This window comes from Streptomyces sp. S07_1.15, from assembly GCF_020739505.1.
Classification (GTDB): Bacteria; Actinomycetota; Actinomycetes; order Streptomycetales; family Streptomycetaceae; genus Streptomyces; species Streptomyces xinghaiensis.
Window position 1 is genome coordinate 6,152,049 of record NZ_JAJBZK010000001.1, and the last position, 26,662, is coordinate 6,178,710.

Here is a 26,662-nt window from a genome sequence, read left to right on the forward strand (position 1 = left end):
TCGCCATGGCACCACAGCAGGACCGGCCCGGGGACCCCAAGCAGCGGCAGCGGGAGGCGTACCGGGCCCCCGACCCCGCGGGCGGGCCGCTCACCACCGACCAGGGCGTCGTCGTCGACCACACCGACGACGCGCTGGCCGCGGGGGAGCGCGGGCCCACCCTGCTGGAGGACTTCCACTTCCGGGAGAAGATCACCCGCTTCGACCACGAGCGGATCCCGGAGCGGGTGGTGCACGCCCGGGGCGCGGGCGCGTACGGCTGGTTCGAGCCGTACCACTCCTGCGCGGAGTTCACGAAGGCGGCGTTCCTCCAGGACCCCTCGGTGCGCACCCCGGTCTTCGTGCGCTTCTCCACCGTGCAGGGGCCGCGGGGGTCCGCCGACACGGTGCGCGACGTGCGGGGATTCGCCACGAAGTTCTACACCTCGGAGGGGAACTACGACCTGGTGGGGAACAACTTCCCGGTCTTCTTCATCCAGGACGGCATCAAGTTCCCCGACTTCGTGCACGCGGTGAAGCCGGAGCCGCACAACGACATCCCCACCGGCGCCTCGGCCCACGACACCTTCTGGGACTTCGTCTCGCTGCAGCCGGAGACGCTGCACGCCGTCTTCTGGCTGATGTCGGACCGGGCCATCCCGCGCAGCTACCGGATGATGCAGGGCTTCGGGGTGCACACCTTCCGCTTCGTCGACGCGCGGGGCCGGGGCACGTTCGTGAAGTTCCACTGGAAGCCGAAGCTGGGGGTGCACTCGCTGGTCTGGGACGAGGCCCAGGAGATCCAGGGCCGCGATCCGGACTACAACCGCCGCGACCTGTGGGACATGATCGAGGCCGGCCACCACCCGGAGTGGGAGCTGGGCGTTCAGCTCGTGCCGGAGGAGGACGAACACGCCTTCGACTTCGACCTGCTCGACGCCACGAAGATCATCCCGGAGGAACTGGTGCCGGTGCGGCCCATCGGCCGGATGGTGCTGGACCGCAACCCGGACAACTTCTTCGCCGAGACCGAGCAGATCGCCTTCCACACCGCCAATGTGGTGCCTGGGATCGACTTCACCAACGACCCGCTGCTCCAGGCGCGCAACTTCTCCTATCTGGACACCCAGCTGATCCGGCTGGGCGGGCCCAACTTCGCCCAGATCCCCGTCAACCAGCCGGTCGTGCCGGTGCGCAACCACCAGCGCGACGGCTACCACCAGGGGCGCCTCCACACCGGGGCCAACTACGGCAAGAACTCCCTGGGCGGCGGCTGCCCCGGCATCGCGGACGCCACGGACCCGCGCGCCTACAGCCACCTCCAGGAGCGGGTGGACGGGCGCAAGATCCGCAAGCGCAGTCTGAGCTTCGAGGACTTCTACAGCCAGCCGGCCCTGTTCTGGCACTCGATGGCGGACTGGGAGAAGCAGCACATGGTCGAGGCCTTCCGCTTCGAGCTGGGCAAGGTGAACTCGGTGCGGGTCCGCGGCCGCACCGTCGACCAGCTGGCGCTGGTGGACCACGAACTGGCCGCCGCGGTCGCCGAGGGCATCGGCGTGCCGCTGCCGGAGCAGCCGGAGGGGACCCCCGGGCCGGTGCCCTCCCCGGCGCTCAGCATCGAGAGCCTGAAGGGACCCGGCACGATCGCCACCCGGCAGATCGCGGTCCTCGTCGCGGACGGGGTGGACGGCGCCCAGCTGGACGCGGTGCGGGAGACGCTGGAGGCCGCGGGCGGCGCGGTCGTCGAGGAACTGGCCGCGCGCGACGGCACGGTGCGCGACGCCGGCGGCGGCGCCAGGCCCGTCACCCGTGCCCTGCCCACCGTCGCCGCGGTGCTGTACGACGCGGTGCTGGTACCCGGCGGTCCGGACAGTGCCCTGGCGGTCGGGGCGGACCCGGCCGCGGTGCGGTTCGTCCGGGACGCCTTCCGGCACGGCAAGCCGGTCGGGGCACTGGGCGCGGGGGTGGGCGTGCTCGGTGCGCTGGACCTCGGCGGGGTGGAACTCGCCCGGAACGGCGGGGGGATGGTGGCCGACCGGGGGGTCGTCACGGATCCGGTGACGGGGCCGCCGGGCGAGGACTTCGGCCGGGCGTTCACCGAGGCGGTCGCGGCGCACCGGCACTGGGGGCGTACTCCGGCGGCGCACTGAGGAACCGGGGACCGCCCGGCGCGGGCCGCTCCCGCCCGGCCCGGCCCCTGCGGGTACGGATGAGGGCGCCGTACCGGACGCCGTTCCGGTACGGCGCCCTCATCCGGGAGCCCTGTGCTCGGGGGCCGGCGCCCCCGCGCCGCGGTGGGCTCGCGCCGCGGTGCGGCGGTCTGCCGCGGTGGTTGCCCGGACGGCCGTGCGGCCGTCGGCGGGGAGGGGGTCAGCGGCGGGTGCCGGCGGGCTCGGGCTCCTCGTCCTCCGCGTACTCCGGGTCCTCCTCGTCCTCTTCGTACTCGGCGTCCTCCTCGGCGGCCTCGTCCTCGTCGTAGGCCTCCTCCGGGAGGTCCTCCTCCTCGTCCTCGTAGGCGTCCTCGGGGTGCTCCTCGTCGTCGGGGTCCTCCGCGTCCTCCGCGGAGTCCTCGGCGTCCTCGGCGTCCCCGGGGGGCGCCTTCTCGTCCGGGCCGGACGGCTCGCCGTCCTCCTCGGGTACGGCGTCCTCCTCGTGGGCGTCCTCCGGGAGGTTCTCGTCCTCCTGCTCCGCCTCCAGGACCTCCTCGTGGCTGCGGACGACTTCCCCGTCGCGGATCTCGCCGCGCCACTCGCCGGTCGCCTCGCCGCGCATCATCACGAACCGGCGGAAGTTCTTCAGATCCAGGCGGGCCCGGCGGCCCTGGGCGCGCCAGATGTTGCCGGTCTTCTCGAACAGGCCCTTGGGGTAGTACTCGAGGACCATCAGGATCCGGGTGAGGCTGTGGTCCAGCGCGTGGAAGGTCACCACGCCCTTGAGGGTTCCCTTGGCCCCCTCGGAGGTCCAGGCGATCCGCTCGTCGGGTATCTGCTCGGTGGTGGAGGCCTTCCAGCTGCGGGAGGACCAGAAGATCTTCGCTCGCCAGTTCGATGTGGTCTCGTCGGCGGACTCCACACCCTGCACGCCCTTGGCGAAGGTCGAGAACTCCTGGAACTGGGTCCACTGGTTGTACGCCTCGCGCAGCGGCACCCCGACATCGACGTCCTCGCTGATGGTGACGTACTTGCCCTTGCCGCCACCGCCCTTGCGCTTGCCCATCCCGCTCGTGACGGCCTCCTTGACCTTGTCCTTGAGGCCCGCGGCGCCGATCTCCACGGCGGAGCGCACGGGTCCCTTGCCCTCGGCGAACTTCCTGCCGCTCTCGCCGGCCAGCCTGACCAGGCCGGACCCCCCGGAAGCGCGGCCCTCGGCCACATCGGTGAGCCGGGCCGTCGCGCCGCCGAGCTTCTCCCCGGCCGACACCAGCAGCCGCTGGGCCTGGGCCGCGGCGAAGGCGGACGCCTCCTGCTTCAGCCGGTCGAGAGCCGGGTTCTCCTTGAGGGACGACACCGGGCCGCCGTTCTGCTCAGCCACGGTCGTCACCTCCCGTGGTGCGCCGCCGGGCGGTGGTCTTCTTCGCGGCCCGGCCGGACTTGCCCGCCGAGGAAGCCGTCGAGGAGGCCGTTGAGGCGGCCGTCTTCTTCGCCGGACGCCCGGCGCCGGAGGCCGGGGCCTTCTTCGCGGCGCGGGCGGGCTTGCGGGCGGGGCGCTCGTCCTTCTCCGTGCCGCCGCCCTTCCCGGTGGCGCCGCGCTTCGCGTCCGCCTCCCCGGTGCCGTGCGCCTCGTCCTCGTCCTCGTCCCGGTCCCCGTCGGAGCCGGCCGTGGAGCCGCCGGGCATCGTGCCGCCGGCCACCTTCCCGCCGACCGCGCCGAGACTGTCCTGCACCCCGAGGGTGCGGTCGTGCAGGCGGTCGGAGAGGGCGTCCAGCCGGCGCGTGACCACGGCGGTCGCCGCGGCTTTGCCCACGCCCTGCAGATCGTTCCGGAGCTGGTCCCGCACCTCGGCGAGCTGCGGGTTGTTCTTCAGCTGTTCGGTCAGCAGCCCGGTGAGCTGCTGGGGGTTCAGATTCAGCCGTTTGCCGAGCACCATGCCGCCGACGCCGAGAGCGAGTTTCGCCTTCTTCGTGCGTCCCAGCAGGTAGCCCGCGCCCACGGCCAGCGTCATCGCCAGCCGGTTGTTCATCGCGCTCATCTCCTCGTCATCGGGGCGGCGGGGGTGGCCCGCCGTCCGGCGCCGCTCCCCGGCGGCGCTGTACCTCTTCGAGCCGGTCCAGCAGCTCGTCCTCGCGGCGGTCGAACTCGGCCTCGTCGATCAGGCCGTTGTCGAGCTCCTCCGCCAGGGCGCTCAGCTCCCGCTGGACGGCCGAGGGGTCGTAGTACTGCCGCTCCGCCTCCGCCACCACCTGCCGCAGGACCCAGCCCGTTCCACGGACCGGGGCCAGCGGCAGGAGGAAGAGCTCGCCGAGCAGTCCCATGTCAGGCGTGTGCCGGGACGGCCCGGACGAAGCTGTACGGGGGCAGCGGGCCGGTCACCTGGATGTCCAGGTGAGGGTGGTTCCGGCGGACGTCCTCGACGGACTCCATGAAGGCCGCGGCCTCGTCGCGCTGCATCAGGAAGGACAGGTTGACCAGCCAGCCCGAGGACTCGGGGCCCGGGCTCTGCTGCTCGGCGGCGGACGCGAGAGCCGCCTCGACGGCCTTGCCGTCCTGCACCTCGCGGGCCCGTACGGCGCCCGCGACCAGCTCGCCGAGGCGCAGCCGGTCCTCGTGGGAGCCGCCGCCGGAGGCGCGGTTGGCCTCCGTCAGGGCCCGGATCTCCGGGTCCTCGGAGACCACCAGCCGGAGCACGTCCTCCTCGCGGTGCACGGCCTTGACGTTGTACTCGACCCGGCCGTCGAGTTCGGCGAGCTGGGCCCGGTAGTGCCCGGCGTGTTCGGTGAGCACCGCCAGTACGGCGTCGTCGTCGGCGGAGAGGCTGCCGAACCGCAGGGGCAGCACGGCGCCGTCGGCACCGGCCTCCGCCAGGACGTGCTGGTGGGCCAGCAGGTCGCGGCGCTTGGGCCGGAGTTGCTCGGGACAGTCGCTGACGACGGCGGCCAGACCGCCCGCGCGGAGCACCCGCACCGGGTGCGGCGGATCACCGACCCCGGCGAGGCTCTCGGGGAGATCCGGGCGGTCGCCGTCCATGATGCCGTAGACGTAGGTGCTCACTCGGTCTCCTCCTTCCTGCGGGTGGTGGTGCGGCGGGGCTTGCGGGCCGGCTCGGCCTCCTGGTCGCCGGACGTGCGGTCCTGGCCCTGCTTGAAGGCCTCGGAGAGCGTCTCGGCGGCGCCGGACAGGGCGCCCTTGGACTTGCCCCTCGCGCCGGACTCGGTCATCTCGCCGACGAGGTCGGGCAGCCCCGGGTCCTTGCGCGGACCGGACTCCAGATCGAGGCGGTTGCACGCCTCGGCGAAGCGCAGGTAGGTGTCGACGCTCGCGACGACCACCCGCACATCGATCTTGAGGATCTCGATGCCGACCAGTGAGACACGCACGAACGCGTCGATCACCAGCCCGCGGTCGAGTATCAGTTCCAGGACGTCGTAGAGGCCGCTGCTGCCGCCACCCGATCCGCCTTGCTGTTGTGCCGGTACAACGGTCATACCGGGATACACATCCCTTCGTGCCGATGGTGTGTGGTGCGCGGTGGTGTCAGCGGCGGTCCGCCCGGCCGCGCTCGTAGCGCCGGGTACGCCGGTAGCCGGTGAGTTGGCCGTCCTGGTCGGTACTGACCTCGTAGGACGCCATCAGGCTCATCGTCTCGGGCACCCGCGGGAGTTCGAGGACCTCGATCTCGATCAGCCAGCCCTCACCGGTCCGTTCGAACCGGGTCACCGTCTCCGCGCGCAGGCCGGTCAGCTCGGCGAGCTGAGCACCCGCGGTGCGGAGGACGTCCAGGGCCGCTTGGCTGCCGCTGCGGCTGTCCGCCGCGCTCTTGTCACTGTTCTCGGATTTGTCTGCCATGGCTCCCCTCGGCCAGCGCATACCTCGTCCGGACCCATGCAAACGGCAATGTGGAGAGGCGGAGGGAATGCGTGTCCGATGACCGGTGATGCCGAATAGCCCATGAAATTCCGGGCAGCCGCGAGAAGTTGAGGGACCGGAAATCTCCTGGGGCATTGCCGGGGAGGGCGGGGCGCCCGGCCCGCGGACCTGGGCCGCGGCGCTCACGATGCGTCATCCTGGTGACAGAACAGTGACGGCCCCGGGATGGGCCGGCGGCCCGCTCTGTGCTGTCCCCGGACCCGGGGCGGGACGCGGAGCCGGACCCGGAGCCGGGGCGTACGGTGGCTGTCATGAACGACTCACCGAACCCCCCCAACCCGGCGGACGACGACTGCGACGCCTACACGGGCCTCGGCGCGGCGGAGGCGGAGGAGCGCGCCCGGCAGCGCGGCTGGACCACCGTGCGGACACTGCCACCGGACGCCATCATCACTATGGAATACGTGGTTGGGCGTATCAACTTCGCGGTGAAGGACGGCACGGTGGTCCGCTCCTGGAAGGGGTAGCAAGCAGCCCCCGGCGCGGCGTGCTGCTCCACGGACCCGGCGGATCGACGGAACACCGGAACGAACACCGCAACGAACACCGGAACACGGCACACCGGACACCGGAAGCGGTTCGGACCGGGCGTCGCGGGCCGCCCGGCGATGCGCCCCGTGTGGGGCATGGCGGAGCGGCGGCGCGGCGGAGCAGGGCGAAGGCCCCGGCACTCGGGTGAGTGCCGGGGCCTTCGCCGCGGTGCGGAGGGGGTGTGTGCGTACCGCCCGCGCCGGGCGCTCAGCCGGACGTGTGGCCGCGTCGCCCCGCGGGCGCCACCGGTGCGGCGCGCGGCGCGCGTTCGGCGGGCGGTTGCGGGCGACGGCTTCCGGTCGGGGTGACCGGGGTCCGTTCCGAGCGGGTGAGGTGTGGCCGCGCCGGGTGGTACGGCCGGGACTGCTCGGCGTTTCGTCCGGCCGCGGGGGAGCGGCCCCCGGTGACGGCCGGCACCGGCTCGCGTGCCGGAGCGGGACGCGCGGGTGGCGCCGGTTCGTGGGCGGGCGCCGGTTCAGGGGTCCCGGCGGTGTGCCCGGCGGGGCTTGCGGCGGCCCGGGCGGAGGACGCCTCGGGGCTCACCGCGACCGGTGGAAGGGGCGGTATGGGGAACGGCAGCGGGGCGAGTCCCCGGCCCTGCTTCAGCCGGTCCCGCGAGTCGAGCAGCCAGGCGTTGGCGGCGGCGATCGCCGGCTCGCACCAGGGCAGCGCCAGCAGCACCAGCAGGCCGGCGATCCAGCCCAGCAGTACGTCGCTCACCCAGTGGGTGCCCAGATAGACGGTGGTCGCCCCGACGCCGAGCGCGAAGCCGGCCGCCACCACCGACAGCACCCGGCGGGCCCGCGGCGTGGTCGCGAGATAGGCCAGGATGCCCCAGGTCACCACCGCGTTGGCGGTGTGACCGGAGGGGAATATGTCGCCGCCGGCGAACATCTCGTCCGCCCCGACGGTCGTGGCGTAGTGCGGCCCCAGCCGCCCCAGGCCGTACTTCACCGCGCCGACCGTGCTGTTGAGCAGCAGGAGGGCCGCGCCGAGCGCCAGCAGCGGGCGCAGGGTCCGCTGCCGCCAGGAGCGCCAGCCCAGCCAGGCCGCGACCAGCACGGCGGTCGGTCCGCGCTGCCCGAGCACCACGAAGTAGTCGAGCGCGGCGTGCAGTTCCGGCCACTGCTTGTAGGGCCGGAACAGCATGACCTGCCAGTCGAGCAGAATCAGACGGTCGCTCACGAATACGGCCAGCACGACGGCCGCGTAGAACCCGAGGGCCGAGCCGAACAACGCCTTGCGTGTTCGGCTCATCCGCGGGACGTCGCGGCTGCTCGCTCGCTCGGGCTCCTGTTCGAGCCGGGCGAGGATTCGGTCGGTACGCACCCAACGGACGTTACAGGGGGTGAGCGGCCGAACCGCTCCTACGGGCGGGTTCGTGATGACGATGTGATGTGGACTTGCTCTCATTGAGAAGTTTATTCATGGCGTTCCCTCAAAAGCATTACCGGCCTTGAGGAATTAACGGGAGGCCGTTAATCCGAGCATCTTTCCGTGGGCGGAAAAAGTTCACCTGGAAGTGGTCCCGTCTTTTCCGGCGGGCCGGACGCGGGCCCGTCCGGCGCGGCCGCCCGGAACCGCGGAGCGCTCCGCCGGCGGCGATGACCTGCACTTCCGCCGGCACCCGGCGGGAGGCGGGGCGGCCGGGCGGGCCGGCGGGCGGGGTGGCGGCAGCGGGCCGGCGGAGCCGCGGTCCGGACGGTGCCCTTCCGCCGCACAGCGGAATTCGATCTTCCGGGAGCCGGTACGCCCGGACCGCGGTTCCGGGCCCCGGGGGCGCCCGGCGGCGCGGCATGCCGTATTGACAGAAGTGAGCCCGGACACATGACCCCCCACACGCCTCGCGTACCCTGTCGTCTCACTCACTTCTCGATGCCGGGCCCGCCCGGGCCGGAGCCGCCCGCCCGGAGCCCGCCGAGAGCGAGAGCAACACGCGGAGGTGCGCATGTCAGGAACGACCACGGCCCGCGGACGACGGGCGGCGGACGTTCCCCCGCACCGCCGGCAGGCCGGCGGCGGCCGCTGGTCCGTCCTGGTGGTGCTCTGTGTCAGCCTGCTGCTGGTCGCGCTCGACGCCACCGTCCTCCACGTCGCCGTACCGGCCGTCACCGAGGATCTCCGCCCCGACGCGGTGGAACTGCTCTGGATCGTCGACGCCTACCCGCTGGTCGCCGCCTCCCTGCTGATCCTCTTCGGCACCCTGGGCGACCGGATCGGCCGCCGCCGGGTCCTGCTGCTCGGCTACGGCATCTTCGGCCTGGCCTCCGCCGTCGCCGCGACCGCGGACGACCCGCACGTCCTGATCGCCGGCCGCGCCCTGCTCGGCGTGGGCGGCGCCATGATCATGCCCGCCACGCTGTCGATCCTGCGCCAGGTCTTCCCCGACCGCCGGGAACGGGCTCTGGCCATCGGCATCTGGAGCGCGGTCGCGGCCGTCGGGGCGGCCGTCGGCCCGCTGCTCGGCGGGCTGCTGCTGGAACACTTCTGGTGGGGCTCCGTCTTTCTGATCAACATCCCGCTGATGGCCGTCTGCCTCCCGGTCGGCCGCTGGATCCTCCCCGAGTCCACCGGCGACGGCCGGGGCCCCTGGGACGTGCTCGGCGCCCTCATGGCCGCCTTCGGGCTCGCGGGGACCGTCCTCGGCGTGAAGCGGATCGGCGGGGGCGGGGACCCGCTCCACCCGCTGAGCATCGTGCCGCTGCTGGCGGGCGTCCTGCTGCTCGTGCTCTTCGTCCGCCGGCAGCGGCGGCGCGAGCACCCGCTCATCGATCTGCGGATGTTCTCCCGCCCGGCCTTCGGCACCTCCGTCGGCTGCATCGTGCTGGCGATGCTCGCGCTCGTCGGCCTCCAGCTCATCGCCACCCAGTACCTCCAGCTCGTCCTCGGCTTCACCCCGCTGCAGACCGGGCTGCGGATGGTGCCGCTCACCTGCGCCGCCATGGCCGCCGGGCTGCTGGGCTCCCGGATGCTCCAGTGGCTGGGCCCGCGCACCATGGTCGCGGCCGGGTTCCTGCTGACCGCGGCGGCCGTCTGCTCGCTGACCGCCATGGGCCAGCACGACCGCCCCGCCCTGCTCGTCACCGGATTCCTGCTGCTCGGCTTCGGACTGGAGACCACGCTCTTCGGCGCCTACGAGTCGATGCTCAGCGAGGCGCCCGCCGAGCAGGCCGGCGGCGCCGCGGCCATCGGCGAGACCTCCTACCAGCTCGGTGCCGGGATCGGCATCGCCCTGCTCGGCACCGTCATGAACGCCGTCTACGCCCCCGGGGTCACCCGCGTCCCCGGAGTCCCGGCCGCCGCGGAGAGGGCCGCCGGGCACTCGCTGGGCGAGGCGCAGGAGGTGGCGCGCGGGCTCGGCGGACCGGCGGCGGACGCGCTGCGCACGGCGGCCCGGGAGGCGTTCGTCCGGGGGCTGCACGTCACGCTGGCGGTCAGCGCGGTCCTGCTGCTGCTGGGCGCCGTCGCCGCCCTGCGGCTGCCGCGCCGCATGGAGTGCGCCCGGCCGGACAAGGGGGAGCCGGAGTCCGGTGGCGCCCGAGGCGGCTCCGCCCCCGGCGCGGCGGCCGGGGAGAAGCACGGTGTCCCCGCGGGCCCCCGGGATGCGGACGGTGCCGGACGGGGCCCCCGGGCCGTCGGCACGCGCGGCGACCCGGGAGCCGGGCCGGACGGTGCCGCTCCGGCCGCGGGCCGGGCCCCGCACCGCCGGGACCGGGCGGGTGCGAGCGCCGTCCGCTGAGTCCGCCTCCGGTGTGGCACGGAGTGCCGTGGACGGGTCTGGACAGGGCGGATGTCCTCGCCGTAGCGTCGGCTGATCACCCGGGCCGGGCCGGGAGCCGCAGCCGTATGGAGGCCGAGACATGTCCGCAGCCGCCGCACCGTCGTTCGATCCGCGGGACCCGCTGGGCATCGACGATCTGCTGAGCGATGAGGAGCGCGCGGTGCGCGACACCGTGCGCCGGTGGGCCGCCGACCGGGTGCTCCCGGAGATCGCCGGCTGGTACGAGCGCGGCGAGCTGCCCGTCATCCGCGAACTCGCCCGGGAGCTCGGGTCGCTGGGAGCGCTCGGCATGTCCCTGGAGGGCTACGGCTGCGCGGGCGCGAGCGCGGTGCAGTACGGGCTCGCCTGCCTCGAACTGGAGGCCGCCGACTCGGGCATCCGCTCCCTGGTGTCCGTCCAGGGCTCGCTGGCGATGTACGCCATCCACCGCTTCGGCTCCGAGGAGCAGAAGCGGGAGTGGCTGCCGCGCATGGCGGCCGGCGAGGTCATCGGCTGCTTCGGGCTCACCGAACCGGACGCCGGCTCCGACCCGGCGGCCATGCGGACCCGCGCCAAGCGCGAGGCCGGCGGCGACTGGGTGCTCGACGGCCGCAAGATGTGGATCACCAACGGCTCGGTGGCCGGGGTCGCCGTCGTCTGGGCGCGGACCGACGAGGGGGTCCGCGGCTTCGTCGTCCCCACGGACACCCCCGGCTTCTCCGCCCCCGAGATCACCCGCAAATGGTCGCTGCGGGCCTCCGTCACCAGCGAACTCGTCCTGGACGGCGTCCGGCTGCCGGCCAACGCGGTGCTCCCGGGGGTCACCGGGCTCAAGGGCCCGCTCAGCTGCCTCAACCACGCGCGGTACGGGATCGTGTGGGGCGCGATGGGCGCCGCCCGATCGTCCTTCGAGGCGGCGCTCGACTACGCGGGGACCCGTGAGCAGTTCGGCCGGCCCATCGGCGGTTTCCAGCTCACCCAGGCCAAGCTGGCCGACATGGCCGTCGAACTCCACAAGGGCGTCCTGCTCGCCCACCATCTGGGGCGGCGGATGGACGCCGGCCGGCTCCGCCCGGAACAGGTCAGCTTCGGCAAACTCAACAATGTGCGGGAGGCGATCGAGATCTGCCGGACGTCCCGGACGATCCTGGGCGCCAACGGGATCTCCCTGGAGTACCCGGTGATGCGGCACGCCACCAATCTGGAGTCGGTGCTCACCTACGAGGGCACCGTCGAGATGCACCAGCTGGTGCTGGGCAAGGCGCTCACCGGCATCGACGCCTTCCGGTGATCCGGGCCCGGTGAAACCCGGGGCCCGGGGCCGGGCCCCGGGCGGCCTGCTCAGCTCTGGTTGAAGAAGCCGTCCGCCGTGCGGCCGGCCGGCTCGCCGGGCATGATCCGGTAGTCGGCGGGCGTGAGCAGGAAGACCCGGGTGGCGACGCGCTCGATGCTGCCGCGCAGGCCGAAGATGAGCCCCGCGGCGAAATCGACCACCCGTTTGGCGTCGGAGGGCTCCATGGTCGTAAGGTTCACAATCACCGGGACGCCGTCCCGGAACAGCTCACCGATGGCGCGCGCGTCACGGAAGCCGGTCGGGGTGATCGTGGCGATCCGGCGGCCCTGGTCCTGGGCCACCTCGTCGGCGACCTGGACCCGCGGGTCGGTCACCCAGGCGTCCGCGTCCCGGGGGTCCTCGGCGTAGTCGTCGTCGTAGTAGCGCTCGTCGCCGTCATCGACGAGACCCAGCCATGCACTCGCCTTGCGCACCGATCCCATGGACGCCTCCTCTCTACCCGCGGTCGCTGCCGTCCGCCCTCCTATGGTCGTCCATGATGCGGATGATGCGCCAAACGGATAGCCCCCGCACGCGCTTTTCGTGACGGTACTGGTGCAGAACGCTAAAAAGGGCATCAGTTTTTCACGATGACGGGCCTGGTGACAGGGCGTCGGCCCGATCGGCGCGCTGCGGACGGAAGTCGCCGGATCCATCCGGGTGAACGAGACGTCAATATGATGAAAGCGATCGCGAGTGATCGCGTCGCGCCGTCTCGGCCGGCCCGCCGGACCGGGCCGAACGGCCGCAGTACGGGGGGAACCGTGTTCGGAATCGTCAGGCCGTGCCCGCACCGGCTGTCGGGGGAACTGCGCGCGCAGTGGACGGCCCATCTCTGCGGGCTGTGCCTCGCGCTCCGCGATGACCACGGGCAGTTCGCCCGGGTCGTCACCCACTACGACGCGCTGCTCGTGTCGGTGCTGACGGAGGCCCAGTCGGAGCGGCCGGAGAGCGGACGGCGCACCGCGGGGCCGTGCCCGCTGCGCGGGCTGCGCACCGCCTCCGTCGCCCGTGGCGAGGGGGCGCGGCTGGCCGCGGCCGTCTCCCTGGTGCTGGCCTCCGCCAGGATGCGCGACCACGTCACCGACCGGGACGGGCTGCTGGCCCGGCGGCCGGCGGCCGCGGTGGCGCGCCGGCTGGCCGCTTCCTGGGACCGGGCCGGCGCGCGGACGGGGGCGGATCTCGGCTTCGCCACGGATGTCCTGGTCCGGGCCGTGGAACGGCAGCCGGAGGTCGAGGCGGCGGCCGGTCCCGGGACACCGCTGCGGACGGTCACCGAACCCACCGAGACGGCCACCGCGGCGGCCTTCGGGTACACGGCCGTCCTCGCCGGGCGGAAGGAGAACGCCGGTCCGCTGGCGGAGGCCGGGCGGTACTTCGGGCGGCTCGCGCACCTGCTCGACGCGGTCGAGGACCGGGACGCGGACGCCGCCACCGGGGCCTGGAACCCGCTGACGGCCACCGGTACGGATACGGCCGCGGCGCGCCGGGAGTGCGACGAGGCGGTGCGCGGGGTGCGGCAGGCGCTGCGGAAGGCCGAGTTCACGGACGGCGCGCTGGCGCACCGGCTGCTCGCCCACGAGCCGGCGCGCTCCGTCGACCGGGCCTTCGGCTCCACGTCCTGCACGCATCTGCCGGAGGGCGGTAAACCGTACGGACATCCGCACGGGAATCCGTATGCCGCCGGCCCGGGCGGCGGGGGCCCGGGGCAGTCCGGTGGAGCGCACGGCGGGTACGGGGGACAGGGGGGAGCGTCCCCGTATGCCGGCGGCGGGGCGGGCGGCGGCTTCGGCGGGCCCGGGGGGACGGGGGGACCCGGGGGCGCGGGCGGTCCGGGCGGTCCGGGGCCGCGGTACCCCCGGAAGCGCGGGCTGATGGCGGGCTGCGCGGTGTGGACGGGTCTCTTCTGCACCTGCCAGGTCTGCTGCCGGAAGTCCTACGACGATCCCTGGCGGCACCACAAGAAGCGCGACGGCTGGTGCCGGCAGTGCGACGGCGACTGCTGTGACTGCTGCGAGTGCTGTTCGTGCGACTGCTGAACGGCCGTGAACGGGTGATGGCGGGTTCTCTACCGCCCGGTGTCATCGGATGGTCGATTTTCGGACACCACTGTCCGTCCGTGATGTACCGATCATGACCTGAACCGGTCGGCCGGGAGCGTGCGCGGCCCGGAGGCCGTTGCGGAGGGCGGGCGCGGGGTGCGAGCCTGCGTTGCGGGTGGTGGCGGTCGTCCGCGCCGGGCCGGTGATCGCCGTCGCCACCTGGAAGGACTGTGCCGCGTGGGGCGGTTGGGGCCGAGTGGGAACCCAGGGCCGCGCCGCTGCGTCCAAATACCGCCGGAACAGCGGACCACCCCGGCGGCCGACGGGCCGCCGGGGTGGTCGGCCTGCGCCGAGGCGTGGCCGAAAGGGGCCCTTGTGGACTCATGTTCCACCCCCGAATACTCCCCTCAGTGCTTGTCAGGGGCACGTCGTATCCGGAATCCGGAGTGTTCCTGACTGCGCCTCACGATCCGCCCACCCCAAGCGGATCTTTCGATTCTTCTCTGGAGGAAGCAGTGAGGATCAAGCGCACGACCCCCCACGGCGCGGTGGCGAGACGTACCCGGCTGATCGCCATGGCCTCCGGCCTGGCGGCCGCGGCGGCATTCACCGTCCCGGCGACGGCCAGTGCCGACACGGCCACCGCCTTCGGCGCGGCCCAGCTCTCGACCGCGAGCGAGGCCGTCCTCGAGGCCGACGTCCCGGGCACCGCCTGGCACGTCGACAAGGAGACCAACAGCGTCGTCGTCACGGCCGACAGCACCGTCTCCAAGGCCGAGATCGCGAAGATCAAGAAGGAGGCCGGCAAGAACGCCGGTGCCCTCAAGATCGAGCGCACGGAAGGCGTCTTCCAGAAGTACGTCCAGGGCGGCGACGCCATCTACGCCAGCAGCTGGCGCTGCTCCGCCGGCTTCAATGTGCGTTCCGGCTCCACCTACTACATGGTCACCGCCGGCCACTGCACCGACGGTGCGGGCACCTGGTGGGCCAACTCCGGCCGCAGCACCGTCATCGGCCCGACGGTCGGCTCCAGCTTCCCGGTCAACGACTACGGCCTCGTGCGCTACGACGGCTCCGTCAGCCACCCGGGCAGCGCCGGCGGCGTGGACATCACCGGTGCGGCCAACGCCAGCGTGGGCATGTCGGTCACCCGCCACGGCAGCACCACGGGTACCCACAGCGGCCGGGTCACCGGCCTCAACGCCACGGTCAACTACGGCGGCGGCGACGTCGTCTACGGCATGATCCAGACCAACGTGTGCGCCGAGCCCGGCGACAGCGGCGGCTCGCTGCGCTCCGGCAGCACGGCGATCGGTCTGACCTCGGGCGGCAGCGGCAACTGCTCCTCCGGTGGCACGACCTTCTTCCAGCCGGTGGTCGAGGCGCTCAACGCGTACGGCGTGAGCATCTACTGAGCCCCGGGCCGGCGCACCAACCCCGCCGGCTGAGAGAGTCCCCGCCCGAGTCGACCGGGTGGGGACTCTCCGCGTTCCGCGCGTCTTTCCGCGTGCCGCGCGACTCCCCGTGCCACGTACCTCCGTGCGCCTGTGCGGCCCCGCGCCGCCGCTTGCCCGGGCCGCCGCTTCCCGGGGCCCGGCCGTTCCCCGCCCCCGGCCCCGGACCGGACTCCCGTACCCCGCGATCCCCGTTTCCGGGGCGCGGGGTTCCGTGTGGGCGCGGGGCTCCCGGGTCCCCGGACTGTTCGGAAAGTGACCGCCAGGCGGTGGGGCGATGCCGGATTCCGGTACTCAAGGGAACGTTTTCGGCCAGGTGCAGTCCTCTCCCTGAGTGGCCATCAGCCGCTCTTCGTCGCGCTGGGTGAGGAAAAGTGTCCGCTGAGCGTGTCGGCGGGCACGGATAGCGATGAGTGTCCGTGCTGTGAGGCAGCTCCGCCTTTTCTGTGCGGGACCGGAAGTTGACCTTGTGTGTGCCGTCCGCCCGTCGCAATACTCGGGGCTCGTTGGCATGAACGCGACCCCGCGTCGCCGCCGTGCCGCGGTGTACGGCATCTTTCCTCCGGGCCCCACGCTCCCCACGGCAGGGCCCAACCCCCCACTGGAGGCCACTCCTTGAAGCACCGACGCATACCCAGCCACCGCATCGCGATCGCCGGAGCCGGCATCGCGGCCCTCGTCGCCGGCGCGTTCACGCTGAACAGCGCCAACGCGACCACCGCGGAACCGGCCCCGGCCCCCGCCACGCTGTCGGCCGCCTCGGCCGACAAGCTCGCCGGCACCCTCCTCTCCGACCTCGGGGACGAGGCCGCCGGTTCGTACTACGACGCGAAGGAGCGGAAGCTCGTCGTCAACGTCGTGGACGAGGGCGCCGCCGAGGGCGTCCGCGAGCGGGGCGCCGTGGCGAGAGTCGTCGAGCACACCCTCGCCGAGCTGAAGTCGGCCCGCGCCACCCTGAAGGCCGAGGCCACCATCCCGGGCACCTCCTGGTCGGTCGACCCGAAGACCAACAAGGTCGTCGTCACGGCCGACAGCACGGTCAAGGGCGCGAAGCTGGAGAAGCTCAACAAGGTCGTCGACGGGCTGGACGGCCGGGCGGCCGTCGAGCGGGTCGCCGGCGAGTTCAAGCCCTTCGCCGCGGGCGGCGACGCCATCCACAGCGGCGGCGGGCGCTGTTCGCTCGGCTTCAACGTGGTCAAGGGCGGGGAGCCGTACTTCATCACCGCCGGCCACTGCGGCGATCAGGGCAGCAGCTGGTCCGACTCCTCCGGCGGCGCCACGATCGGCACCATGGAGGAGTCCAGCTTCCCGGGCAACGACTACGCCCTGGTGAAGTACGCCTCCGGCGCCGACCACCCGAGCGCGGTGAACCTCTACAACGGCAGCACCCAGGAGATCACCCGGGCCGGTGACGCGACCGTGGGCCAGCAGGTGCAGCGCAGCGGCAGCACCACCCAGGTGCACGACGGCGAGGTCACCGGCCTCAACGAGACCGTCAACTACCAGGAGGGGTCGGTGTCGGGTCTGATCAAGACCACCGTGTGCGCCGAGCCCGGTGACAGCGGCGGCTCGCTCTTCGCGGGCAGCACGGCGCTCGGTCTGACCTCCGGCGGCAGCGGCGACTGCTCCTCCGGCGGCACGACCTTCTTCCAGCCGGTCCCCGAGGCGCTCTCCGCGTTCGGAGCCTCGATCGGCTGACGCGGCCCCCGCGCCTCGTACGCGCCCTCCCCGCGGATTCCGCGGCGGAACCCGGCCCCCGGACACCCCTGGTGTCCGGGGGCCGGCGGCGTTCCCGGGGCTCCGCGGCCGGTGGCCCCGGCGGATTCCGGTCCCGGCGCGGGTATCGTACGAGTGTTCGAGAAATTGGTTATGGTGGTGCCGGGGGACGGAGAGCAGGGCTGGTCAGGGGGTGTGCGAGCGGCAGGAGGTGCGGATGTCCGGGTTCACTCATCTGCACGCCGTCTCGGGCTTCTCCCTCCGCTACGGGGCCTCGCCCCCCGAGCGGCTGGCCGAGCGCGCCGCCGAGCGCGGCATGGACGCCGTCGCTCTCACCGACCGGGACACCGTGGCCGGAGCCGTCCGGTTCGCCCGCGCCTGCACCGGGGCGGGGGTGCGGCCGATCTTCGGGGCGGGGCTCGCCGTGGCCGAAAACGTGCTGCCGCCCGCCGGCCGGCCGGGCCGCACGGAGCCGCGCGGACCGGGGAGCGGCCCGGCCGCACCGGACGGCGCGGACCGGGGCACGGTCCGCCGGCGCACACCGGTGCGCGGCGGTGCGTTCATCGACGAGTCCGCGCCCCGCGCGGTCTTCCTCGCCCGGGACGGAGCCGCCGGCTGGGCCGCCCTGTGCCGCCTGGTCTCCGCCGCCCACACCGGGGAGAGCGGACGCCCCCTGCTGGACGACCGGGCCGCCCTGGAGCGCTCCGCGGCCGGCGGCGGCCTGACCGTCCTGCTCGGCCCGGACTCCGAGACCGGCCGCGCCCTCGCCGCCGGCCGCCCCGACCGCGCCGCCCGGCTGCTCGCCCCCTGGCGGGAGCTGTACGGCGACGCGCTCCGGCTGGAGGTCACCCACCACCGGCGGCCGGACGAGGCCCGGGGCGCCACCGCCCCCGGCTCACTGCGGCTCGCCGCCCGCACCCTGGGCTTCGCCGCCGAGCAGGGCGTACCGGCCGTGCTGACCAACGCCGTCCGCTACGCCGATCCCGGGCAGGGCCCGGTCGCCGACGTCCTGGACTCCGCCCGCCGGCTCGTCCCCGTCGACCCGCGCCGGCCCGGCTCCCTCGACAGCGGTGAGGGCTGGCTCAAGGGGCCCCGGGAGATGGCGGAGACCGCCCTGCGCGTCGCGGAGGCCGCCGGTTTCCGGCGGGAGGCCGCGCACCGCCTGCTGGCGGAGACCGAACGGACCGCCGCCCGGTGCCTCGTCGATCCCCAGGACGACCTGGGCCTCGGCACCGTCCACTTCCCCGAGCCGCGCCTGGTGGGCGCGGGCCGGCGCACCGCCGACCGCGTGCTGCGCTCCCGCTGCGCCGCCGGCATGGTGCTGCGCGGCCACGACCGCGACCGGCGGCGCTGGGAACGGCTGGAGGACGAGCTGCGCACCATCGAACGGCTCGGCTTCGCCTCGTACTTCCTCACCGTCGCCCAGGTCGTGGACGACACCCGCGCCCTGGGCATCCGGGTGACGGCGCGCGGCTCCGGCGCGGGCTCCCTCGTCAACCATCTGCTCGGCATCGCGCACGCCGACCCGGTGGAGCACGGCCTGCTGATGGAGCGCTTCCTCTCGGAGCGCCGGGCCGCGCTGCCCGACATCGACATCGACGTCGAGTCCGCACGCCGCCTCGACGTCTACCGCGCGATCTTCGACCGCTTCGGCGCCGACCGGGTGGCCACCGTCGCCATGCCCGAGACCTACCGGGTGCGGCACGCCATCCGCGACGTCGGGACGGCGCTCGGCATGGACCCGGCCGAGACCGACCGGCTCGCCAAGGCCTTTCCGCACATCCGTGCGCGCGAGGCCCGCGCCGCCCTCCGCGAACTGCCCGAGCTGCGCGAGGTGGCGGCCGGGCACGGCGCCGACGAGCGGCTGTGGGGGCTGGTCGAGGCCCTGGACGGGCTGCCGCGCGGCATCGCCATGCACCCGTGCGGCGTGCTGCTCTCGGACGCCTCGATGCGGGACCGCACCCCGGTGGTCGCGAGCGCCGGCCCGGACGGCTTCCCGATGTCCCAGTTCGACAAGGACGACGTGGAGGAGCTGGGGCTGCTGAAGCTCGACGTCCTCGGGGTGCGGATGCAGTCCGCGATGGCGCACGCGGTGACCGAGATCGAACGGGCGACCGGGGAGCGGCTGGACCTGGACGACCCGGGGCAGGTGGCGCCGGGCGACCCGGCCACGTACGAGCTGATCCGGTCCGCCGAGACCCTCGGCTGCTTCCAGATCGAGTCGCCCGGCCAGCGCGATCTGGTCGGCCGGCTGCAGCCCGCCACCTTCCACGACCTGGTGGTCGACATCTCGCTCTTCCGGCCCGGCCCGGTCGCGGCCGACATGGTCCGGCCCTTCATCGAGGCCCGGCACGGGCGGCGGGCGCCGCGCTATCCGCATCCGGACCTGGAGCCGGCGCTGCGCGAGACCCATGGCGTCGTCGTCTTCCACGAGCAGATCATCCAGATCCTCTCGGTCATGACCGGCTGCGACCGGGGGCTGGCCGACGAGGCGCGGCGCGCGCTGTCCGTTCCGGAGCGGCAGGGGCGGGTGCGGGCCTGGTTCGCCGGGGAGGCGGCCGGGCGGGGGTACGCGCCGGAGGTGGTGGCCCGCACCTGGGAGATCGTGGAGGCGTTCGGTTCGTACGGCTTCTGCAAGGCACACGCCGTGGCCTTCGCCGTGCCGACGTACCAGTCCGCCTGGCTCAAGGCGCACCATCCGGCGGCCTTCTACGCGGGTCTGCTCACGCACGATCCCGGGATGTACCCGAAGCGGCTGCTGCTGGCGGACGCGCGGCGGCGGGGGGTGCCGATCCTGCCGCTGGACGTCAACCGGTCGGGGGCCGCCTATCGAATCGAACTGGTGTCTGAGGAGGGGGCGCGGGAGCGGCGGAAGGGACAGCGCGGGAAGGAGACCGGAAGGACCGGGGAAATCCGGGCAACCCGGGCAACCCGGGCAACCGGGGCGGCCGAAGGGACCGAGGGGGTCTACGGCATCCGGCTCGCCCTTGCCGACGTGCACGGCATCAGCGAGGCCGAGACCGGGCGCATCGCCGCCGGACAGCCCTACACCTCCCTGTCCGACCTGTGGCGCCGGGCCCGGCCGGGCCGTCCCGTGGCCGAACGGCTCGCCCAGGTCGGCGCGCTGGACGCCTTCGGCGGCAACCGCCGCGACCTGCTGCTGCACATCAGCGAGCTGTACCGCCGGCAGAAGGACCCCGCCGCCCACCCGGGCCAGCTGCCGCTCGACGCCGCCGACGGCGCGGGAGGCGCGAGCGGCGCGGGGTTCGTCACCGAACCGGCCGGGCTGCCCGACCTCGACGCGTCCGAACGCACCGGCGCGGAGCTCGGCGTGCTCGGCATGGACGTCTCCCGGCACCTCATGAGCGAGCACACGGCCTTCCTGGAGGAGCTGGGCGTGGTCACGGCCCGGCGGCTGCGTGCCGCCCGGCACGGTGAGACCGTCCTCGTCGCGGGCGCCAAGGCGTCCACCCAGACCCCGCCCATCCGCTCCGGCCGCCGCATCGTCTTCACCACCCTCGACGACGGGACGGGGCTGGCCGACTGCACCTTCTTCGAGGACAGCCACGCCGACTGCGCGCACACCGTCTTCCACTCCTGGCTGCTGCTCGTCCGCGGCACCGTGGAGCGGCGCGGTGCCCGCAGCCTCACCGTGGTCGGCCGCCGCGCCTGGGACCTCGCCGAACTCGCCGCGCTCCGGAAGGAGGGCGGCCTGGAGGCGGTCGCGGCCCGCCTCGCCGCCCCGGGCCCCGCCCGCCCGGACGCCCCGGGAGACGCGGGGCCGGCGGCGGGGGACGGGCCGGCCGGCGGCGCGGATGACGCGGCCGGGGACGGCGGGGGCGCCGGGGCGGACGGGGCCGCCGGGCCGGCGGACGGCCGCCGTATACGGCTCGCCAACGGCTACGAGATGCACCCGTGGGCGGATCTGCGTCCGGCGGGCGAGGGCGCCGCCACCGGCCGCAAGCTGTGGCACTCCAGCCCGGGGAGCGCGGGCCGGTGAACACGGAGAGGAGTGCGGGGAGGAGGGCGGGGAGCGGCGCGCCCGCCGGGCAGGCGCCCGCCGGTGCCGCCTCTGCCGGTGCCGTATCCGGTGCCGCCGGGAACGGTCCCGCCGGGCAGGGCGCCGCCGGGACGGCCCCGGCCCGGCCGCATGTGCTGTACCTGCGGTTCCGGGCCGCCGACGGCGGCGGGCCGCCCGACGAGGAGACCTACGAGGGACTGCGCGGGCTGCTCACCGAGTTCACCCCCGTCGTCCAGGCCCTGCCGCCCGACGCCGCGCTCGCCGACGTCCGGGGCGCGCTCCGCTACTTCGGCCGGGACGCCGCGGAACTCGCCGCCCTCGTCCGGGTGCGGGCGCTCGCCCGGTACGGCGTCGACTGCACCGTCGGGGTCGCGGCCAACCCGCTGCTCGCCCGGATGGCCGCGCACGACGGCCCGCCCGGCGCGATCAGCACCGTCCCCGGCGAACCCCGGGCGGTCACCGCCTTCCTCGCCCGCAAACCCGCCTCCGGACTGCACGGCGTCGGACCGGCGACCGTGCGCGCCCTGACCACCTACGGGCTGGACAGCGTCGACCGGATCGCCGCCGCACCGCCCGCCACCCTCCAGCGCATCCTGGGCGCGTCCACCGGGCGGCGGGTATACGAACAGGCGCACGGCATCGACCCGACCCCCGTCACACCGAACGCCCCCGCCCGCTCCGCCGGAGCCGAACACCGCTTTGACCACGACGAACTGGACCCGGACCAGCGCCGCCGGGCGCTGCTCACCCTCGCGCACGAGCTCGGGGCACGGCTCCGTACGGACGGGCGGGTCGCACGGGCGCTGACCCTCACCGTCCGCTACGCCGACCGCTCCACGACCAGCCGCACCCGGGCTCTCGCCGAGCCCACGGACCACACCCCGGCGCTGACCGGTGCCGCGTACGCCCTGCACGACGTCCTCGGTCTGCAGCGTGCCCGCGTGCGCGCCGTCGCGCTGCGCGCGGAGGATCTGACACCGGCGGAACACGCCGCGCGCCAGCTGACGTTCGATACGGCCGACGACAAGTCCCGCCGGATCGAGGCCGTCACCGACCGGGCCCGCGCCCGCTTCGGCGCCGCCGCGGCCCGCCCCGCGGCGGCCCTGGACCGGGGGACGGACCGGAGCCCGGGCGGCGGCCCGGACGGGACCCCGGCGCGCGGCCCGCGCCGCTGGGGCCGGGGCGGCCCGCCCCGCTCCCCGGGTCGGCACGCCGCCTGACGGGCGGTGCCGGCCGGCACCGTACACAACCGCCGCCCTCTCCCCGTGCGGGAAGAGGGCGGCGGCGGCCCGTGACGGCGGCTCCGGCCCGGCCGGGCGGGGGCCCGGCCGGAGTGTCCGTCAGGGCGTCAGGGGCGTCCGGACACCGGAGTGTCCGGACGTGTGCCCGGAGGCCGGAGCGTCCGGGCGTCCGGCTCAGCCGCGCCGGCGGACCGCCCGGCGGCGGGCGGAGGCGAGGAGCACGGCGGCACCGAGCGCCACGACGGCCGAACCGCCGACGGCGAGCGGGGTGGTGGAGCTGTCGCCACCGGTCTGCGCGAGTTCCTCCGTGCCCGCGCCCGCCTGCTCGGCGCCCGCGGCCGGGCCGCTCGCGCCGTCCGCCGTCGGGGCGTTGCCCGTGCCGTCCGCGTCGTCCGCGGTGTCGTCCGCGTCCGCTCCGTCCGCCGGCGCGGCCTGTGTGACGGGCTTGTCCGCGTCTCCGGCCGGGTGTTCGTCACCGCCGTGACCGCCGTGGCTGACGGTCGACTTGCCGGCGGCGGCCTCGATCTGGTCGTCGTCCGGCGCGGCCGCCTCCGGACCGCCGTCCGCGCCCGCACCGGCACCGCTCGCGGCGCTGCCGCCGAAGGTGACGTCCGAGCAGGTGTAGAACGCCTCCGGGCTGTCCGAGCGCTGCCAGACGCTGTAGACCAGATGACGGCCCGAGCGCGCGGGCACCGTGCCGTCGAACACGTACTCCCCGTTCACCAGGCTCGGGTCGGTGACCTCGGCGAACGGCTCGGCCTCCAGGTCCGACCACTTCAGGGGCTTCGTCGGGTCGTAGCCCGCCTTGGTGATGTACAGCTCGAACGAACCCTTGTGCGGGGCGGTGGCCTTGTAGTGGAAGGTGTGCTTCCCGGCGGACAGGGCGGTGGCCGGCCAGTCCGCGCGCGGCAGGTCGAGCCCCTTGTACTTGTCCCGTCCGGCGCTGCACAGCTTGCCGTCCGGGATGATCTCCTGGTGCTTCCCGGCGGCATTCGGGATGTTGACCTCGTTCCAGTCGTAGAACGCCTGGGTGCCGCTGGCCGCGACAGCCGCCTTGCAGGCCGCCGAGTCCGGGCTCTCCGGGTTCTCGGCGAAGCAGGCGGACACCCGGCTGACCGGGTCGGTCATCGAGCCGTGCGCGGCCGCGGGGACGGCGGTGAGCACGGTCAGCGCCAGCGGCGCGACACCGATGAGAGCGGTTCCGGCGGCCTTGCGACGTACGGTCATCGTGGGGGTCTCCTTACACGGTGGAACTCAGGTGCGGCACGGGGGCCGGGCGGGGAGGCGCACGCCGGTGCGGCCCCCCGAAGTGCGGCACCGGCGGCCGGAACCCGCCCCGGCGCTCAGCACGCTAGCCCCGCGGAAGACCGGAATCCGCCGCCGGGACGGGGCGGGAGCGATCCTTATGCCGCCGTTAAGGAACGGCTGAGCGGTCGTTAAGGAGCGGCGGCCCGCGCGGCGCCCGGCGGCGGAGGACCGGCCCGGAGCCGGCCGCTGGACGTGGTCACTTCGCCCCGCGGCCCGCGGCCCGCGGGGCGAAGTGACCACGTCCGCAAGGGAATGGGTCATTCACCTTCACGGTGGTGACAGCGCTTGCTAAAAGTGGATGACACACGTTGCGCGACGGGGGGAGTGGGCTGCGTGGGCTGGGAGTGGGAGCCCGGGGCGGAGGGCACGGCTCGCCGGGGCCCTCGCGAACCCGGCGGGCGAAGCGGGAGGGGCGGAGCCGGTGTGGCGCCCCGGGGGACGGCGGGCCTGCTCCGGCTGGTCGCCTTCCTCGTCCGGCGGCCGCGGCCCCGGGACCGCCGGCTGCCGCTCATCTGGCTGACCGGACCGGGCAGTCCGGCCGCGCTGAGGACGCTGCGCGGCCGGCTGGCCGCGCCGCCCAAGAGGCGTGTCCCGCACGCCTGGGCCGAGGCCGGACGGCCGGCCGGTGAGCTCCCCGTACTGCCTCTGCTGAACCAGCTGCGCGCGGCGCTGTCCGTACAGACCTTCGGCGGGGACCGGCTGTGGTTCCGTCACTTCGGGCTGCTCAGCTGGCTGCTCGGACAGGATGTGTCCGGCGTGGACTCCGACGCGGTCCCCGGCGAGCTCGTCCGCCGGCTGCGGCAGCGCCGGCGGCTGGTGGAGGAGCCCGCCGCCGCGCAGGAGACCGCCGGGCAGTTCGGAGCGCTCTACCACCTCGTATGGCAGCTGCTGCGGAAGGCGGTGCCCGCGGCGCTGTTCCGGGCCGCCGTCTCCGGGCGCATTCCGGGAATCGGCCGCCAGTACCGCTGGTTCATGCGCCAGCACTACCTGGCCCCGGCGCAGTCGGGCACGTTTCCCGCCTTCGCCGAGCGGCTCACCGCGGGCGCGCGGCGGGGTGAGGACCCTGCCCAGCTGAACCGGCTGCTGGTACACGCCTTCCTGGAGGACCTGCGCCGGGCGTACGCCCGTCCGCCCTGGCGGGTGCGCGGCTGGCGGCGCACCGCCTATCCGGTGGCGCTGATCCTCGGCGGCCCGTCCGGCGACACGGGGGATGTGCTGCTCGGCCTCCTCAACGACGTACGGAACGAGACCGGGCGCTGGGACCCGCTGCTGGCCGTCTACGCGACCGAACGGCCGGCCGAGCCCGCGGGCACCGGCCCGCTCACCACCGCCGGGCTCGCCGGCCTCGGCTCCGGAGACGCGGACGAGGAGTGGGGCGAGTGGGAGGAGGAGCTGGACCACAGGCGCCACGCCCGGGCGGACCGGGCGTGGTTCCTGCTGCTCCGGACGGGGCGGGACGAGGGCACGGCGCACGAACCGGCCGGCGGCCCGTCCGGGATCAAGGCGCCGGGGCCGCCCTGGTTCGCCCGCCGCACCCTCGCCGTCGCGGTCTGCCTGGTCCTGCTGGCGCCGGGCGCCGTCTGGACGGGCCGGTGGCTCGGCGGACCGGACTGCCTGCACGCCCCGTTCTCCGGAGAGGTCTCCGTCCGCAGCCTGGGCGGCGAGTGCGTCGGCTACAGCGACGACAGCGGCTTCAAGTTCAACGACCAGCCCGGCCAGGAGAACCTCCGCCGGGTGCAGGAGCGGATCTTCGAACAGAACCGCGAGGCGCGGGACATCTGGGAGCGCAGCGGCCGGCGCCGCCCCTACGTCACCCTCGTCTATCTCGGCACGCTCACCGGCCGCTCCACCAAGCCGAACGAGGAGGCGTACGCGGCCGAGCGGGAGGAACTGGAAGGACTCGCGGTCGCCCAGTACGAGGGGGTGCTGGAGGCACCGAGCACCTACAGTGCCCCGCTGGTGCGCGTCGTCGTCGCCAACGCCGGTTTCCAGATGCGGTACGCCGACGCGGCCGTCAGCATGATCGCGGACCTGGCGCGTGAGGAGTCCGACGCCCCGGTGGCCGGCGTCATCGGCCTGGTCGAGAGCCGCCGCAGCACCGCCGAGGCCCTGAAACGGCTCAACCGGGCGGGACTTCCCGCGATCGCCCCCACCCTCTCCGGGGACGGGATGGACCGCCACTCCAAGCTCTATCTCCAGATGGCCGCGCCCAACCGCGACCAGGCGGAGATGATCGCGGCGTACGCGCGCGGGGTCCTGCGGGTGCGGGGCGTCCGCGTGTACTACACCCACGGGGAGCGTTCCTCCCTGAAGGAGGACTACTACGTCTCCACCCTCCTCGACGATCTCCGGGCCGGCCTCGGCGGCGAACTGCTGGACGGGGAACCGTCGTTCTTCGGCAGCGGTGACGACCTGAGCCGGGAGTGCGGCTACCCGGGCATGCTGTTCTTCGCCGGGCGGTGGTCGGAGTTCAACGGCTTCCTGCAGGCGCTCCGCAGGTCCTGCGGCAACAACCCGCCGCGCCACCTGGTCGCCGACGACTCCGTCAACCGCTACATGGCCAACCCCGAGCTGCGGAAGGGCGCGCCGGGCACCGTCCCGCTCACCTATGTGTCGAAGGCCGCGCCGGCCACCTGCGAGGCGCTGGAGACCCGCGTCCGCCGGCAGCGGGACGAGGCGGCCGACCGCTTTCTGCGCTCGGTCAGGGAGGAGGGGCTGCTCAGCCCGCCGCGCTGCCTCGGCCGGGGGGACGCCGACGACCGGGTCGGCGAGCGGGTCGGACTCGCGTACGACTCGGCCGGGATGCTGCTCCGGGCCGTCGAGACCCTGGTGGCGCGGGTCCGCGCACCCGGACAGCCCTGGGACCCGCACGCGATCAACCCGGCGGCGGTCCACGCCGAGGTGCTGCACCAGAACTACGTCAACCCGTACTACGGGGCCACGGGCAGCACCGTGTACGGCACCACGGGGAGGGGGGAGCCGACGGACAAGCGGATCTCGCTGCTGCGGGTCGAGAAGATCTCCGACCGGACCACTCCGCCGGTGGAGGTGTTCCACTGCGGCGCGGTCCGGAAGGGCGACGACCCGGCGTGCGCGCGGGCGCGCGACGGAAGCGGCTGACCCGGCCGGCACGGCTGCCGGGCCGCCGAACCGTGGAGCCCGCTAACGCCCTTGCGGGGAAAGCCTGTTCGGG

General features: G+C 74.2%; 19 protein-coding genes. 10 read left to right on the top strand and 9 right to left on the bottom strand.

Annotation, left to right across the window (positions count from 1 at the left end):
- Positions 1-5: 5 nt before the first annotated feature.
- A complete protein-coding gene (locus LIX60_RS26420) occupies positions 6-2,129 on the top strand; it encodes a catalase (protein ID WP_227961249.1) in 2,124 nt (707 codons plus the stop codon).
- A gap of 220 nt (positions 2,130-2,349) precedes the next feature.
- On the opposite strand, the gene LIX60_RS26425 is transcribed toward LIX60_RS26420, so the two are convergent.
- The 6 genes from LIX60_RS26425 to gvpO are packed head-to-tail and all read right to left on the bottom strand — an operon-like array spanning position 2,350 to position 5,982.
- Positions 2,350-3,510: an SRPBCC family protein gene (locus tag LIX60_RS26425; RefSeq protein WP_227961251.1), complete on the bottom strand. Its 1,161-nt coding sequence runs from the start codon at positions 3,508-3,510 to the stop codon at positions 2,350-2,352.
- A complete protein-coding gene (locus LIX60_RS26430; RefSeq protein WP_227961253.1) occupies positions 3,503-4,168 on the bottom strand; it encodes a DNA primase in 666 nt (221 codons plus the stop codon). The genes LIX60_RS26425 and LIX60_RS26430 overlap by 8 nt, the downstream gene beginning before the upstream one ends.
- 7 nt (positions 4,169-4,175) lie before the next feature.
- A complete protein-coding gene (locus LIX60_RS26435; RefSeq protein ID WP_019708964.1) occupies positions 4,176-4,451 on the bottom strand; it encodes a gas vesicle protein GvpG in 276 nt (91 codons plus the stop codon).
- A 1-nt stretch (position 4,452) separates the two neighbouring features.
- A complete protein-coding gene (locus tag LIX60_RS26440) occupies positions 4,453-5,187 on the bottom strand; it encodes a GvpL/GvpF family gas vesicle protein (protein WP_227961255.1) in 735 nt (244 codons plus the stop codon).
- Positions 5,184-5,621 carry a gas vesicle structural protein GvpA gene (locus tag LIX60_RS26445; protein ID WP_227961257.1) on the bottom strand — a complete coding sequence of 146 codons (438 nt, stop codon included), beginning with the start codon at positions 5,619-5,621 and terminating at the stop codon, positions 5,184-5,186. The genes LIX60_RS26440 and LIX60_RS26445 overlap by 4 nt, the downstream gene beginning before the upstream one ends.
- A 49-nt stretch (positions 5,622-5,670) precedes the next feature.
- Positions 5,671-5,982: a gas vesicle protein GvpO gene (gene gvpO / locus LIX60_RS26450; RefSeq protein ID WP_227961259.1), complete on the bottom strand. Its 312-nt coding sequence runs from the start codon at positions 5,980-5,982 to the stop codon at positions 5,671-5,673.
- A 332-nt stretch (positions 5,983-6,314) separates the two neighbouring features.
- On the opposite strand from gvpO, the gene LIX60_RS26455 reads away from it, so the two are divergent.
- Positions 6,315-6,530 (top strand): hypothetical protein, encoded by a 216-nt coding sequence (locus LIX60_RS26455; RefSeq protein WP_019708960.1) that lies wholly within the window; start codon positions 6,315-6,317, stop codon positions 6,528-6,530.
- Between the two features lie 271 nt (positions 6,531-6,801).
- On the opposite strand, the gene LIX60_RS26460 is transcribed toward LIX60_RS26455, so the two are convergent.
- On the bottom strand, positions 6,802-7,923 hold the full coding sequence (locus LIX60_RS26460) for a phosphatase PAP2 family protein (RefSeq protein ID WP_227961262.1): 1,122 nt from the start codon (positions 7,921-7,923) through the stop codon (positions 6,802-6,804).
- 619 nt (positions 7,924-8,542) lie between these two features.
- Between LIX60_RS26460 and LIX60_RS26465 the strand changes: the two genes are divergently transcribed.
- Positions 8,543-10,333, top strand: a complete 1,791-nt coding sequence (locus LIX60_RS26465) for an MFS transporter (protein WP_227961264.1) — start codon at positions 8,543-8,545, stop codon at positions 10,331-10,333.
- A gap of 121 nt (positions 10,334-10,454) precedes the next feature.
- The gene (locus LIX60_RS26470; protein WP_227961266.1) at positions 10,455-11,645 is read left to right on the top strand and encodes an acyl-CoA dehydrogenase family protein; all 1,191 of its coding nucleotides are present in this window, start codon (positions 10,455-10,457) and stop codon (positions 11,643-11,645) included.
- A gap of 50 nt (positions 11,646-11,695) precedes the next feature.
- Here LIX60_RS26470 and LIX60_RS26475 read toward each other — a convergent pair whose 3' ends face one another.
- Positions 11,696-12,130, bottom strand: coding sequence for a cell division protein SepF (locus tag LIX60_RS26475; RefSeq protein WP_227961269.1), 435 nt, complete (start codon positions 12,128-12,130; stop codon positions 11,696-11,698).
- Between the two features lie 321 nt (positions 12,131-12,451).
- Here LIX60_RS26475 and LIX60_RS26480 point away from each other — a divergent pair, with 321 nt between their 5' ends.
- The 5 genes from LIX60_RS26480 (at position 12,452) to LIX60_RS26500 (ending at position 22,140) form a co-directional block, all read left to right on the top strand.
- The gene (locus tag LIX60_RS26480) at positions 12,452-13,726 is read left to right on the top strand and encodes a DUF5685 family protein (RefSeq protein ID WP_227961271.1); all 1,275 of its coding nucleotides are present in this window, start codon (positions 12,452-12,454) and stop codon (positions 13,724-13,726) included.
- A 518-nt stretch (positions 13,727-14,244) separates the two neighbouring features.
- Positions 14,245-15,144: a S1 family peptidase gene (locus tag LIX60_RS26485; RefSeq protein ID WP_227961273.1), complete on the top strand. Its 900-nt coding sequence runs from the start codon at positions 14,245-14,247 to the stop codon at positions 15,142-15,144.
- A 654-nt stretch (positions 15,145-15,798) separates the two neighbouring features.
- Positions 15,799-16,881, top strand: a complete 1,083-nt coding sequence (locus tag LIX60_RS26490; protein WP_227961275.1) for a S1 family peptidase — start codon at positions 15,799-15,801, stop codon at positions 16,879-16,881.
- Positions 16,882-17,116: 235 nt separating this feature from the next.
- Positions 17,117-20,899, top strand: a complete 3,783-nt coding sequence (locus LIX60_RS26495; RefSeq protein ID WP_227961277.1) for a DNA polymerase III subunit alpha — start codon at positions 17,117-17,119, stop codon at positions 20,897-20,899.
- A gap of 161 nt (positions 20,900-21,060) precedes the next feature.
- Positions 21,061-22,140 (top strand): helix-hairpin-helix domain-containing protein, encoded by a 1,080-nt coding sequence (locus LIX60_RS26500; protein ID WP_308102104.1) that lies wholly within the window; start codon positions 21,061-21,063, stop codon positions 22,138-22,140.
- 195 nt (positions 22,141-22,335) lie between these two features.
- On the opposite strand, the gene LIX60_RS26505 is transcribed toward LIX60_RS26500, so the two are convergent.
- Complete coding sequence (locus LIX60_RS26505) at positions 22,336-23,388, bottom strand: lytic polysaccharide monooxygenase (RefSeq protein WP_227961278.1); 1,053 nt, start codon at positions 23,386-23,388, stop codon at positions 22,336-22,338.
- Between the two features lie 504 nt (positions 23,389-23,892).
- Between LIX60_RS26505 and LIX60_RS26510 the strand changes: the two genes are divergently transcribed.
- Positions 23,893-26,589: a hypothetical protein gene (locus tag LIX60_RS26510; protein WP_227961279.1), complete on the top strand. Its 2,697-nt coding sequence runs from the start codon at positions 23,893-23,895 to the stop codon at positions 26,587-26,589.
- Positions 26,590-26,662: the final 73 nt, after the last annotated feature.

Bases quoted from the DNA above. Each gene is read 5' to 3' on its own strand.
- LIX60_RS26420 (WP_227961249.1), top strand. From the start codon at position 6: ATGGCACCACAGCAGGACCGGCCCGGGGACCCCAAGCAGCGGCAGCGG.
- LIX60_RS26430 (WP_227961253.1), bottom strand. From the start codon at position 4,168: ATGAGCGCGATGAACAACCGGCTGGCGATGACGCTGGCCGTGGGCGCG.
- LIX60_RS26435 (WP_019708964.1), bottom strand. From the start codon at position 4,451: ATGGGACTGCTCGGCGAGCTCTTCCTCCTGCCGCTGGCCCCGGTCCGT.
- LIX60_RS26445 (WP_227961257.1), bottom strand. From the start codon at position 5,621: ATGACCGTTGTACCGGCACAACAGCAAGGCGGATCGGGTGGCGGCAGC.
- gvpO (WP_227961259.1), bottom strand. From the start codon at position 5,982: ATGGCAGACAAATCCGAGAACAGTGACAAGAGCGCGGCGGACAGCCGC.
- LIX60_RS26455 (WP_019708960.1), top strand. From the start codon at position 6,315: ATGAACGACTCACCGAACCCCCCCAACCCGGCGGACGACGACTGCGAC.
- LIX60_RS26465 (WP_227961264.1), top strand. From the start codon at position 8,543: ATGTCAGGAACGACCACGGCCCGCGGACGACGGGCGGCGGACGTTCCC.
- LIX60_RS26470 (WP_227961266.1), top strand. From the start codon at position 10,455: ATGTCCGCAGCCGCCGCACCGTCGTTCGATCCGCGGGACCCGCTGGGC.
- LIX60_RS26475 (WP_227961269.1), bottom strand. From the start codon at position 12,130: ATGGGATCGGTGCGCAAGGCGAGTGCATGGCTGGGTCTCGTCGATGAC.
- LIX60_RS26495 (WP_227961277.1), top strand. From the start codon at position 17,117: ATGTCCGGGTTCACTCATCTGCACGCCGTCTCGGGCTTCTCCCTCCGC.
- LIX60_RS26505 (WP_227961278.1), bottom strand. From the start codon at position 23,388: ATGACCGTACGTCGCAAGGCCGCCGGAACCGCTCTCATCGGTGTCGCG.